9 protein-coding genes, 1 tRNA gene and 1 pseudogene are annotated in these 12,318 nt (G+C 62.0%); 10 read left to right on the top strand and 1 reads right to left on the bottom strand.

Going from position 1 to position 12,318, the window contains the following annotated elements; all coding sequences use genetic code 11:
• Positions 1–129: 129 nt before the first annotated feature.
• The 8 genes and pseudogenes from rpsU (at position 130) to SFA35_RS02860 (ending at position 10,578) form a co-directional block, all read left to right on the top strand.
• A complete protein-coding gene (gene rpsU, locus SFA35_RS02895) occupies positions 130–345 on the top strand; it encodes a 30S ribosomal protein S21 (RefSeq protein ID WP_002551877.1) in 216 nt (71 codons plus the stop codon).
• A gap of 270 nt (positions 346–615) precedes the next feature.
• Positions 616–2,589, top strand: coding sequence for a DNA primase (dnaG, locus tag SFA35_RS02890; protein ID WP_320575036.1), 1,974 nt, complete (start codon positions 616–618; stop codon positions 2,587–2,589).
• A gap of 67 nt (positions 2,590–2,656) precedes the next feature.
• A complete protein-coding gene (gene rpoD / locus SFA35_RS02885) occupies positions 2,657–4,507 on the top strand; it encodes an RNA polymerase sigma factor RpoD (protein WP_320575034.1) in 1,851 nt (616 codons plus the stop codon).
• Positions 4,508–4,731: 224 nt separating this feature from the next.
• A pseudogene (locus SFA35_RS02880) lies at positions 4,732–7,683 on the top strand (EAL domain-containing protein); the annotation flags it as partial.
• 14 nt (positions 7,684–7,697) lie between these two features.
• Positions 7,698–7,774, top strand: a tRNA-Ile gene (locus SFA35_RS02875).
• Between the two features lie 280 nt (positions 7,775–8,054).
• Positions 8,055–8,369: a helix-turn-helix transcriptional regulator gene (locus SFA35_RS02870; protein WP_320578819.1), complete on the top strand. Its 315-nt coding sequence runs from the start codon at positions 8,055–8,057 to the stop codon at positions 8,367–8,369.
• The gene (locus SFA35_RS02865) at positions 8,362–9,627 is read left to right on the top strand and encodes a type II toxin-antitoxin system HipA family toxin (RefSeq protein ID WP_320575032.1); all 1,266 of its coding nucleotides are present in this window, start codon (positions 8,362–8,364) and stop codon (positions 9,625–9,627) included. Before SFA35_RS02870 ends, SFA35_RS02865 begins: the two co-directional genes overlap by 8 nt.
• Before the next feature lie 114 nt (positions 9,628–9,741).
• Positions 9,742–10,578, top strand: coding sequence for an SDR family NAD(P)-dependent oxidoreductase (locus SFA35_RS02860; protein WP_320575030.1), 837 nt, complete (start codon positions 9,742–9,744; stop codon positions 10,576–10,578).
• Here SFA35_RS02860 and SFA35_RS02855 read toward each other — a convergent pair.
• The gene (locus SFA35_RS02855; RefSeq protein WP_320575028.1) at positions 10,575–10,847 is read right to left on the bottom strand and encodes a DUF2442 domain-containing protein; all 273 of its coding nucleotides are present in this window, start codon (positions 10,845–10,847) and stop codon (positions 10,575–10,577) included. The two genes, SFA35_RS02860 and SFA35_RS02855, sit on opposite strands and share 4 nt — an antisense overlap.
• A gap of 272 nt (positions 10,848–11,119) precedes the next feature.
• Between SFA35_RS02855 and SFA35_RS02850 the strand changes: the two genes are divergently transcribed.
• A complete protein-coding gene (locus SFA35_RS02850; RefSeq protein WP_320575026.1) occupies positions 11,120–11,395 on the top strand; it encodes a DUF3077 domain-containing protein in 276 nt (91 codons plus the stop codon).
• Positions 11,396–11,789: 394 nt separating this feature from the next.
• Complete coding sequence (locus SFA35_RS02845; RefSeq protein WP_320575024.1) at positions 11,790–12,251, top strand: Lrp/AsnC family transcriptional regulator; 462 nt, start codon at positions 11,790–11,792, stop codon at positions 12,249–12,251.
• Positions 12,252–12,318 lie beyond the last annotated feature (67 nt).

The raw sequence follows: 12,318 nt of genomic DNA, 5'->3' as shown, positions 1-12,318 counted from the left end.
TTCGATCAGAGGCTTTGCATTCCGCGCAGCTAAGGGTTAACATCCGCAACCCTTAAAAACCGACGTCCTTGAGCGCATGTTTTTGCCCCCAGGTACGTTGACCCCGGTAATGAATGAAGGTAGCTCTGGATGCCAGCCGTCAAAGTTAAAGAGAACGAACCCTTCGACGTAGCTCTGCGTCGTTTCAAGCGCTCCTGCGAAAAAGCCGGTGTACTGGCTGAAGTTCGTAGCCGCGAATTTTACGAAAAACCGACTTCCGAGCGTAAGCGCAAGGCAGCAGCTGCTGTCAAACGTCACGCCAAGAAAGTACAGCGCGAACAGCGCCGCGCCGTCCGTCTGTACTAATCTACAGCCGACCGTCGCTCGTGATTGCCTCGCCCGGCCACAAACCGGGCTGTCGGCAGTTATTGCAACATGCTTCAAGCAGCATCGCCTTACACGTCAGAGCTGGCTCCATCGCCAGATTGTGCACGTTATCCTGACGAGCCTTTACCGGCTGCCGACGAGCACACCCATTTTCCAGGCCTTGATCTCGCTTCGATACCGCTTCGGTTGATCGAGCGTAACGCCGTTTCCGATACACTCTGCCCAGCTCATGCTTGAGAAGAGACCGCCATGGCCGGCCTGATCCCCCAAGGCTTTATCGACGACCTGCTCAACCGCACCGACATTGTCGACGTGGTGACTTCGCGTCTGTCGATGAAAAAGGCCGGCAAGAATTACACCGCCTGCTGCCCGTTCCACAAGGAAAAGACGCCGTCGTTCAGCGTCAGCCCGGACAAACAGTTCTACTACTGCTTTGGCTGCGGCGCCGGGGGCAATGCGCTGGGCTTCATCATGGACCACGACAACCTGGATTTCCCCCAGGCGGTCGAGGAACTGGCCAAGGCCGCCGGCATGGAAGTGCCGCGCGAAGAAAGCCGGGGCGGCCACAAACCGCGCCAGCCGACCGATTCGCCGCTGTACCCGCTGCTCACCGCCGCTGCCGAGTACTACCGCCAGGCGCTCAAGAGCCACCCTACCCGCAAGGCTGCGGTGGACTACCTCAAGGGCCGCGGCCTGTCCGGCGAGATCGCCCGGGATTTCGGCCTGGGGTTCGCGCCGCCCGGCTGGGACAATCTTTTCAAGCACCTGAGCAGCGATACTCTGCAACAAAAGGCCATGATTGACGCCGGCCTGCTGATCGAGAACGCCGAGAGCGGCAAGCGCTACGACCGCTTCCGCGACCGGGTGATGTTCCCCATCCGCGACAGCCGCGGCCGGGTCATCGCCTTCGGCGGGCGGGTCCTGGGCGACGACAAGCCCAAGTACCTGAACTCCCCGGAAACGCCGGTTTTCCACAAGGGCCAGGAGCTGTACGGGCTGTTCGAGGCGCGCAAGCACAACCGCAACCTCGACGAGATCATCGTGGTCGAAGGCTACATGGACGTCATTGCGCTGGCTCAGCAGGGCCTGCGCAATGCCGTGGCCACCCTGGGCACCGCCACCAGCGAAGAGCACCTCAAGCGGCTGTTTCGCGTGGTGCCCAGCGTGCTGTTCTGCTTCGACGGCGACCAGGCTGGCCGCAAGGCCGCCTGGCGCGCCCTGGAGGCGGCGCTGCCGAACCTGCAGGACGGGCGCAAGGCACGGTTTCTGTTCCTGCCGGAAGGCGAGGACCCGGACACCCTGGTGCGCAGCGAAGGCACCGACGCGTTCCGCGCCCGCATCAACCAGCACGCACAGCCGCTGGCGGAATACTTTTTTCAGCAGTTGAGCGATGAAGCCGACCCGCGCTCGCTCGAAGGCAAGGCGCACATGGCCACGCTGGCCGCGCCGTTGATCGAAAAGGTCCCGGGGGCCAACCTCAAGGCGCTAATGCGTCGCCGCTTGAGCGAAATCACCGGGCTCAGTGGCGAGGCCATGAGCACCCTGGTGCACAACGCCCCCAGCGAGGCACCGCCGGCGTACGACCCGCTGGTCGACTACGACGCCGTGCCCGACTACAGCCCGGACTACGCCGCGCACGACTGGCAACCCCAGCAGGAGTGGCAACCGCAACAGCCGGCCTGGCAGCCGAACCAGGCCGGCGGTCAGAAAAAGAAATGGGAAGGCAAGCCGTGGGACAAGAAAGGCAAGCGTGATTTCGAACCGCGCCCGCCACCGCGCACGCCTGCTACCGTGGAGCCGCCCACCCTGAGCGCGCTGCGCACCCTGCTGCACCATCCGCAACTGGCAGAAAAAGTTGAAGACGCCAGCCATTTTGCCGATGAACAACATGTGTATGCGCAATTGCTGGTGGCGTTGCTCGAAGCACTGCAGAAGAACCCCAAGCTGCGCTCGCTGCAATTGATCGCGCGCTGGCATGGAACCGACCAAGGGCGCCTTTTGCGCGCTTTGGCCGAGAAAGAATGGTTGATAGATGCCGATAACCTTGAACAACAGTTTTTCGACACTATAACTAGCTTGTCCGCTCGCCAACGCGAGCGCAGTCTCGAACATCTGCTGAGGAAAGCCCGTCAAAGCGAATTGAGCGCAGAAGAGAAAAACCAGCTGCGTGACCTACTAAGCCGCAATGTTCTTGCACAAACCCCGACCTCAACTGGCGCGTGAGGTCCTGGCTCGGGTATAATCCCCGGCTTGTTTTTTGCCCGCCAAGACCTTCAGTGGATAGGGTGTTATGTCCGGAAAAGCGCAACAGCAGTCTCGCATCAAAGAGTTGATCACCCGTGGTCGTGAGCAGGGTTACCTGACTTACGCCGAGGTCAACGACCACCTGCCCGAGGATATTTCAGATCCGGAGCAGGTGGAAGACATCATCCGCATGATCAACGACATGGGGATCAACGTATTCGAGAGTGCTCCGGATGCGGATGCCCTTTTGTTGGCCGAAGCCGACACCGACGAAGCCGCCGCTGAAGAAGCCGCCGCAGCGTTGGCGGCCGTGGAGACCGACATCGGCCGCACGACGGACCCGGTGCGCATGTACATGCGCGAAATGGGCACCGTCGAGCTGCTGACGCGCGAGGGCGAAATCGAAATCGCCAAGCGCATCGAGGAAGGCATCCGTGAAGTGATGAGCGCTATCGCGCACTTCCCTGGCACGGTCGAGCACATCCTCAGCGAATACACCCGCGTCACCAGCGAAGGCGGCCGTCTGTCCGACGTGCTCAGCGGTTACATCGACCCGGATGACGGCATTGCGCCGCCAGCCGAGGTGCCGCCGCCGATCGACCCGAAAGCCGCGGCAGCCGCCCCGGCCGACGATGACGACGACGAAAACGCCGAATCCAGCGACGACGAGGAAGAAGCCGAGAGCGGTCCGGATCCGGTGGTTGCCGCCCAGCGCTTCGGCGCGGTGTCGGACCAACTGGAGATCACCACCAAGGCGCTGAAAAAGCACGGCCGCGACAGCAAGCAAGGCATTGCCGAGCTGGTCATCCTGGCCGAGCTGTTCATGCCGATCAAGCTGGTGCCCAAGCAGTTCGAAGGCCTGGTGGAGCGTGTCCGCGGCGCCCTCGACCGTCTGCGTCAGCAGGAACGCGCCATCATGCAACTGTGCGTGCGTGATGCCCGCATGCCACGTGCCGACTTCCTGCGCCAGTTCCCGGGCAACGAGATCGACACCGGCTGGAGCGAATCGCTGGCCAAGGGCAAGAGCAAGTACGCCGAAGCCATCGGCCGCCTGCAGGCCGACATCCAGCGCTGCCAGCAGAAGCTGGTCGCCCTGGAAGCCGAAACCGGCTTGACCATCGCCGAGATCAAGGACGTCAACCGTCGCATGTCGATCGGTGAAGCCAAGGCTCGTCGCGCCAAGAAGGAAATGGTCGAGGCCAACCTGCGTCTGGTGATCTCGATCGCCAAGAAGTACACCAACCGTGGCCTGCAATTCCTCGATCTGATCCAGGAAGGCAACATCGGCCTGATGAAGGCGGTGGACAAGTTCGAATACCGTCGCGGTTACAAGTTCTCGACGTACGCCACCTGGTGGATTCGTCAGGCCATCACCCGTTCGATCGCCGACCAGGCGCGCACCATCCGTATCCCGGTGCACATGATCGAAACGATCAACAAGCTCAACCGTATTTCCCGGCAGATGCTGCAGGAAATGGGTCGCGAACCGACCCCGGAAGAGCTGGGTGAGCGCATGGAAATGCCTGAGGACAAGATCCGCAAGGTACTGAAGATCGCCAAAGAGCCGATCTCCATGGAAACGCCGATCGGTGACGACGAAGACTCCCATCTGGGCGACTTCATCGAAGACTCGACCATGCAGTCGCCTATCGATGTCGCCACGGTGGAAAGCCTCAAGGAAGCGACGCGCGAAGTGCTGTCGGGCCTCACCGCCCGTGAAGCCAAGGTGTTGCGCATGCGTTTCGGCATCGACATGAATACCGACCACACCCTCGAGGAAGTCGGCAAGCAGTTCGATGTGACCCGTGAGCGCATCCGTCAAATAGAAGCCAAGGCGCTGCGCAAGCTGCGGCACCCGACGCGAAGCGAGCACCTGCGCTCGTTCCTCGACGAGTAAACCCGCTTCGGCAGTACCCCAAAGCCCCGGCCCTGCCGGGGCTTTGCATTTCAGTTGCAAAAAGCCACCGGTGCCTTCCCGCCGTCGCCCCAGCCCGACTACACTCGTTTCTTTTGCGCCGCAGCTGCGAGGCCACCATGGGTATTGCGCGTGCGATCATGCTCCTTGCCTTGCTGCCCGCAATCGCCCATGCGGACGCGCCCGCAGGCTCGCCCGAGGTCGGCACGGACGCGCTCGTCTACGGGCTGCCGGGGTTTCTCGCGATGAGCGTTCTGCTGGCCATCGTCTTTCGCACCAACCGTCGGCTGACATCGGAAAACGGCCGCCGGGTGTCCCTCGAGCAGGAGCTGCGCAGCAGCGAGTATCACTACCGCGGCCTGGTCGAGAGCCTCTCGGCCATCGCCTGGGAGGCGCATACCGCCGACTACACCTATAGCTACGTGTCGCCCCATGCCGAGAACCTGCTGGGTTACCCCATCGCGCAGTGGCTGCAACCAGGCTTCTGGCAGAGCATCCTGCACCCCGACGACAGCCTGTGGGCCCAGGCCTACTGCGCCAGCGAAACCGCTGCGCTGCGCAACCACAGCCTCGACTACCGGGTGATGAGCGCCGACGGGCGCAGCGTCTGGGTACGCGACATCGTCAGCCTGATCAAGCACGGCCAGCGCCCGATCATGCGCGGCCTGATGATCGACATCAGCGAAACCAAGAAGACCGAACACGCCCTGCGCCAGTCGGAGCAGAAGTTTGCCTCGGTGTTTCGCCAATGCCCCGACATGCTGGTGCTGGCCCGCATGAGTGATGGCTGCCTGCTGGAGGTCAACGAAGCCTTCGAGCAGCAGATCGGCCTGGGCGCCGCCCAAGTGATCGGCCGCACCCCGAGCGAACTGGGCATCTGGGGCAACCCGAGCAGCGGCCCCGAGCTGCTGCGCTTGATCCAGCAGAGCCGGGTGCGCAACCTGGAGATGCATTTGCGGCGCAGCGATGGCGAGGTCTTTACCGGGCTGATCTCCGCCGAGCCCTTCGACCTCGACACCCTGCCTGCGCTGGTAGTGGTGGTGCGCGACATCAGCGAGCTCAAGCAGACCGAACAGCGCCTGCAGATCTCCGAGGAGAAGTTCGCCAAGGCCTTCCACTCCTCCCCGGACGGCCTGCTGCTGACCCGCCAGAGCGATGGCATGCTGCTGGAGGTCAACGAAGGCTTCAACCGCATCAGCGGCTATTCCAGCGAAGCGCTGCTCAACCGCACCACGCTGGAGCTGGGCATCTGGGTCGACGTCAAACAGCGCCTGCATCTACTCGAACGCCTGCAGCAGGAAGGTTTCGTGCGCGACTTCGGCTGCCTGATCCGCCGCCGCGATGGCCAGATCCGCCTGTGCGAAGTGTCCTCGCGGCCGCTGCCGATTGCCGGCGAAGCCTGCATGCTGACCGTCGCGCGCGACATTACCGAACGCCATCTCATGCAGGAAAAGCTGCAACTGGCCGCCACCGTCTTCGAAAGCACCGCCGAAGGCGTGCTGATCACCGATACTCACCAGCGCATCAGCGCGGTCAATCGCGCCTTCAGCGAAATCACCGGCTACGCCGAACACGAAGCCCTCGGCGAGACCCCGCGGCTGCTCGCCTCGGGCCAGCACGACAGCGCCTTCTTCATCGCCATGTGGCACCAACTGGCCGCCGTCGGGCACTGGCAAGGCGAGATCTACAACCGGCGCAAGGATGGCGAAGTCTACGCCTGCTGGCTGACCATCAACGCGGTGCGCGACCGCGACCAGGTCATCAACCACTTCGTCGCCGTGTTCGCCGACATCTCCAGCCTCAAGCACGCCCAGGCGCGCCTCGACTACCAGGCCCACCACGACCCGCTGACCGGCCTGCCCAACCGCACGCTGTTCGAGAGCCGGCTGCAGGCCGCGCTCAACGACCCGGGACCAGGCAGCAACCAGGGCGCCGTGCTGTTTCTCGACCTGGACCGGTTCAAGCACATCAACGACAGCCTCGGCCACCCGGTCGGCGACCTGCTGCTGAAGGGCATCGCCCAACGCCTCAAGGAACAGGTGCGCGATGTCGACACCGTGGCGCGCCTGGGCGGCGACGAATTCATCATCCTGCTGCCCGGCCTGCAACACGCCAGCGATGCCGAACACATCGCCAACAAGCTGCTGACCTGCTTCAGCGCGCCCTTCCAGGCTGGCGAACACGAGTTCTTCACCAGCGCCAGCATCGGCACCAGCCTGTACCCTCAGGACGGCGCCGACGTCGCCACCCTGGTGAAAAACGCCGACGCCGCCATGTACCGCTCCAAGGCGAAGGGCCGCAACCGGGTGGAAAGCTACACCCACGACCTCACTGCCCAGGCCAGTCGGCGCGTGGCGCTGGAGCACGAACTGCGCCGGGCCATTGAACGCAACGAACTGACCCTCAGCTACCAGCCCAAATTCAGCCTGAGCAACCAGGGCCTGGTCGGCGCCGAAGCGCTGATCCGCTGGAACCACCCGACCCTCGGCGAAGTGGCGCCCGAGCACTTCATCGCCCTGGCCGAAGAAAACGGCACCATCCTGCAGATCGGCGACTGGGTGCTGGAACAGGCCTGCCTGCAAATGCGCACCTGGCTGCGCCTGTACCGACCCTTTGGCCCGCTGTCGATCAACCTCGCCGGCGCCCAGCTGCGCCAGCCCAACCTGCTCAAGCGCATCGGCGCCCTGCTGTACCAATACGACCTGGAGCCCGGCTGCCTGCAACTGGAAATCACCGAAAACTTCATCATGAGCCAGACCGAAGAAGCCCTTGAAGTGCTGCACCAGCTCAAGCACCTGGGCGTGCAGCTGGCCATCGACGACTTCGGCACCGGCTACTCCTCGCTCAGCTACCTCAAGCGCCTGCCGCTGGACATCCTCAAGATCGACCAGTCGTTCGTCCGCGGCCTGCCCGACGACCCCCACGACGCCGCCATCGTCCGCGCCATCATCGCCCTGGGCCGCAGCATGCAACTCACCGTCATCGCCGAAGGCGTGGAAACCCAGGCGCAACAGGATTTCCTCGCCGCCGAGGGCTGCGAACACATGCAGGGCTACATCATCAGCACCCCCTTGCCCCCGGACGAATTCGCCGCAACCTTCCTGCGACTGACCCTTTCGGATCTTTCGGATGGCACGTTGCGCAAACCGTCGTTATAATCCGCGCCCACTGGGGGCCTATAGCTCAGTTGGTTAGAGCAGGGGACTCATAATCCCTTGGTCGCAGGTTCGAGTCCTGCTGGGCCCACCATGAATACCGCGCAAGAGCCCACCCCATGGTTGGGCTTTTTTGTGGCCGTTCCGAGTGCTCCCTCCCGCCGTGTTCCTCCTCCTCGTAAATCCCATCTGCTCAGCTTTGAGGTGTGCATATGCATATCAACGCATGGCAAGGAGCGCGCGCACCGCTGTAGCTCAGATTGCGACGGCTCATGGCATTGAAGCCAAGCACCTGACGAGCCGAGCCGAGCCGATCTGACCCATAAATAAGCTATAATGTGGCTTATCTGGAAAATTCTTGGATAAGCCCCATTATCATGGAATTAAACCTCAGCCGTCCCGATGAAATAGTCAAGCTGGTATGCGAGCGTCTTCGCAAGGAGCGCCTGGCCCAGCACAGGACTCAAGCAGACGTCGCCGCCCGGGCTGGCGTGGGCGTGAACACGGTTTCCAATCTGGAGGCCGGTCGCAATGTGGCCTTCGAGAGCGTGGTCAGGGTAGCTATGGTGCTTGGCCGCCATCAGGATCTGGAACAATTGTTCCAGCCCAGACTGGAAAGCCTCGACGACATCCTGCGCTATGAAGGCAGCTCGCAACGTCTACGGATCAGGAAGCGCAATGATGCCTAGACAAGTCGACGTTTACTACGATGGTTGGGGTGAGCATTGGCGATGGGGATCACTGGTCACCACTACCGCATTGAATGGGCGGCCGTTGATAGCTTTCGAGTACAGCGACGAAGCCAAAGCTCAAGGCTTGGAGCTTTGCTCTTACACGTTGCCGCTCCAAGGGCCAAGCCTGCGCAGGGATTTTCCCGCTCACCAACTTGCGCTACCGGGCCCCGTGTACGACTCGCTTCCGGACGGCTGGGGCATGCTGTTGATGGACCGCCTGTTCAAGCGACGCGGCCTGAATCCGGCTCGCATTGGACCACTTGAGCGCCTTGCCTATATCGGAAACAACGCGATGGGCGCAATGTCGTTCGAACCGGTAGCGGAAGATCCATTGATTTCGAACGATGACATTGCGCTGCAGCAACTCGCCAGCGATGTTCGCGAAGTACTCAATGGCGAGGGCGGGCCCTTTCTGCAGCGACTCCTGCAGGTCGGCGGCTCGCCGCAAGGGGCCAGGCCCAAGGCCTTGCTCTATGGCGATGCCAGCACTGGAGTGTTCAGCACTCAGGCTCGCCCAGACCTGGACGCATGGTTGGTCAAGTTTCCTGCCAGGCAAGAACACCCCGAGGTCTGCGCGATTGAAACAGTCTATGCAGAATGCCTTCGAAGGTGCGGCATCCAGACTCCCGACTGCCAATACTTCAGACTGGCGGACGGACAGGCAGCGTTCGCGACGAAACGCTTCGACCGCAAAGACGGCTTGCGGGTGCCTATGCAGAGCCTCGCGGCATTTACCGGCGCAGACTTCCAGAATCCTGGATCATTGGACTACTCCAATTTCCTGCGCGCGACCCGGTTATGCACCAATGATGTTCGCCAGCAGGCTGTGGCCTTTGAGCGAGCGGTATTCAATATCGTCTTCAACAATAGAGACGATCACCCAAAGAATTTCGCCTACGTCATGAACAAAGCGGGTGCGTGGACCCTGGCACCGGCCTACGACGTTACCTATTGCGACGGGCCAGGCGGCTATCACCAAATGGACATCATGGGCGAAGCATTGGAAGTGACGCGCAAGGATCTGTGCCGCCTTGGGGAACAAGAGACAGAACTGTCTTCACAGCAAGTTGCGCAAGTGATCGACAGAATCTGCGAAGTGTCCGCAGGGTTTTCCGCGCTGGCCCGTGACATGCTCCCCGAACAAATCTCGGCACACACGCTTGGCGACATCGCGCGCCAAATAAGTGAGAACGTGGCTCGTCTCAACTCGTAAAGAAGAACCGAATCAGGCAAGCCCCAAGGAGCATTGATCAACCGCCCTCCTGCCCCACCCCCATAAGCTCTTCCAACGCGACCGCCTGAGGTCGCACCAATTTAGGAGAGCGCTATGAGCAAGGTATGGTTCATCACCGGCGCAAGCCGGGGTATCGGTCTGGAAATCGCCAAGGCCGCGTTGGAGGCCGGCGACTCGGTGGTCGCCAGCGGGCGCGATGTCAGGCAGTTTGCTCAACACTTCGAGGCCTATGGCGAACAGGCGCGCTGCGTCGCACTGGACGTCTCCCGCGCCGAGCAGATCGAGGCGGCAGTGGCTGAGGCGGTCACGGCGTTCGGCCGCATCGATGTGCTGGTCAATAACGCCGGCTATGGCCAATTGGGCAACTTCGAGGAAATCGCGCCTGAGGATATCGAGCTTCAGTTCGCTACCAACGTCTACGGTTTGATGAACGTCACCCGCCAGGTGCTGCCGATCATGCGGCAACAGCGCAGCGGGCGGATCTTCAATCTTTCTTCCATCGGCGGTGTCGTGGGTTTTGCCGGCGGCTCGGTGTATTGCGCGACCAAGTTTGCCGTGGAGGGATTCAGCGCTTCGCTGGCACTGGAAGTTGAGCGTTTCGGCATACAAGTGAGCGTGATCGAGCCGGGGTTTTTCCGCACAGACTTTCTCGACAGCACTTCAGTGCGCTATGGCGGCAAGGTGATCAAAGACTATCTCGAGAACTCGACCTCGGTGGCCCAGGCGTTTGGTCAGTATCACCGCAATCAGGCCGGCGACCCGGTGAAGCTGGGGGCGGTGGTGGTCAAGCTGGCATCGATGGCCCGGCAGCCGGCGCAGTTCGGGGCGGGGTCGGACGCGGTGGAGTACCTGACCACGACCCTGGAGCAGCGGCTGGAAGTGGTGCGGGCCAATGCGCCTTTGTCGATGGGTACGGATGGGGATTTCTAGTCGATTGCGGTCTGGTGCAGCGCATCGATCAATAGAGTGTCTGCACCTATCTGGATATCAAACGCAGGCCAGTCAACGGTCCAGCCTGCGTCTCCTAGAACAGCCCCTGCAAAAGCGTGGGGCTGGCGCAGGGGTTGAAGCCCAGGGTAGAGACGCAGCGCTTGGCTCATGTCCAGCTTCAATTTCTGACCGTCGATGAAGGTCAGCGCAAGAGTGGCGCCTGGGAGTACTTGCACAGCCTGCAGGCGAGGGCGTTGCATCGATGCCATTTCCATTTCCTCGGCAGCTCTGCCTTTATCCCAAAGCCGAGCGGGGTAGACGTCTCTGAAGCTATCGTCAATTTGGCGATGCCACAACAGCTCCGCTCATCCCTATTCGACTGCTTGGGCCTATGGATTGAGATGAGTCGGGATTCACGCTAACCTCCGCCCGTCGCTGCAAATTCAGTGACCCAGGCTTGGCGGCCTGAAAGATACGGCGCAACCGCGCCGCCTTCACTAATGATCGGCGGTGTGATGAATCCCCCTTGAGGATCTTCACCATGACCACCCCCCAAACCCTGCACACCTGCGGCACCATCACCTTCGGCCTTTGCGGCCCGGACAACCAACCTCTGTTCCAGATACGACCTGGCATTCCCGCCCTGGCGGCACTCGAACATGCGGCTTTATTGCAGGACTGCATGAATCATCTGCTACTGGAAATGGCAGACGGCGAGGCGCACCCGCTCATGCGCTGGTCGGCGCTTCATGTTGGCGAGATGGGCAAGGCGATTCTGGATGACCTGTTGGCGTCAGGCGTCGCCTCGGCACCTTAGGCGGGATTGAGGTTATCCGGAAAATTCGCGGGCTTTGCCCGCTCCTACAGGGGTTGCGGCGTAGCTGCGGAACGAACGTGGAGGCCGCAAGACACGTTGGTCTCAACCATAGCGAATGTCTTACACGCCGTGCCTGCAATCTCCTCTATTGCCATTCACGCCCCAGCAGTAATCTAGCCCCATCAGCTGAAGCGACGGATCGCGTCAGAGTCAGGGATGACTGGCCATTGCAAGGACGCTGCCGACAGGACGTTGGATGGCACACAAAGAACCCGCTTCGGCGGGTTTTTTGTTGCCCGAGAAAAGCTCGCGGCCGCCACGCACCCACAGGCCGCCGAGCTGCATGCCGCCGTTACCGGTATCATTGCGGCTTCGTCCATCTGCCGGAGGCCCCATGCCCGAGATCCGCCCCGAATCCCTCGATGCCATCGACCGTCAGCTGATCGGCGCCCTGCAGCTCAATGCGCGGGAAAGCGTGGCCATGCTGGCTCGGCAGCTGGGCATTGCGCGGACTACGGTCACGGCGCGGCTGGCGCGGCTGGAGAAGGCGCGGATCATCACCGGCTACGGCGTGCGCTTGAGCCAGCGCGTGGTGGACGGTGGGCTGCAGGCCTACGTCGGCATCACGGTGCAGCCGCGCTCGGGCAAGGAGGTGGTGCGCCGCCTGGCGGCGATGGCGCAGGTGCAGCAGCTGTGCGCGGTGAGTGGCGAGTTCGATTATGTCGCCTGGCTGCGCTGCGAATCGCCGGAACGGCTCGACCAGCTGCTCGACCAGATCGGCAGCGTCGACGGCGTGGAGAAGACCACCACCTCGATCATTCTGAGCAGCAAGATCGACCGCGGCGAGCCAATCTGATCGCCGCCATGGTCAAAACGACCAGCCAGGCGCCAGATAGACGACAGTCTGCGTCTTATTAACGGCC

This window comes from Pseudomonas sp. HR96, assembly GCF_034059295.1.
Lineage (GTDB): Bacteria > Pseudomonadota > Gammaproteobacteria > Pseudomonadales > Pseudomonadaceae > Aquipseudomonas.
This window is presented reverse-complemented; position numbering and strand designations above follow the sequence as displayed.

Excerpts from the sequence above, each read along its gene's own strand:
- rpsU (WP_002551877.1), top strand. The coding sequence starts at position 130 with ATGCCAGCCGTCAAAGTTAAAGAGAACGAACCCTTCGACGTAGCTCTG.
- dnaG (WP_320575036.1), top strand. The coding sequence starts at position 616 with ATGGCCGGCCTGATCCCCCAAGGCTTTATCGACGACCTGCTCAACCGC.
- rpoD (WP_320575034.1), top strand. The coding sequence starts at position 2,657 with ATGTCCGGAAAAGCGCAACAGCAGTCTCGCATCAAAGAGTTGATCACC.
- SFA35_RS02865 (WP_320575032.1), top strand. The coding sequence starts at position 8,362 with ATGCCTAGACAAGTCGACGTTTACTACGATGGTTGGGGTGAGCATTGG.
- SFA35_RS02860 (WP_320575030.1), top strand. The coding sequence starts at position 9,742 with ATGAGCAAGGTATGGTTCATCACCGGCGCAAGCCGGGGTATCGGTCTG.
- SFA35_RS02855 (WP_320575028.1), bottom strand. The coding sequence starts at position 10,847 with ATGGCATCGATGCAACGCCCTCGCCTGCAGGCTGTGCAAGTACTCCCA.
- SFA35_RS02850 (WP_320575026.1), top strand. The coding sequence starts at position 11,120 with ATGACCACCCCCCAAACCCTGCACACCTGCGGCACCATCACCTTCGGC.
- SFA35_RS02845 (WP_320575024.1), top strand. The coding sequence starts at position 11,790 with ATGCCCGAGATCCGCCCCGAATCCCTCGATGCCATCGACCGTCAGCTG.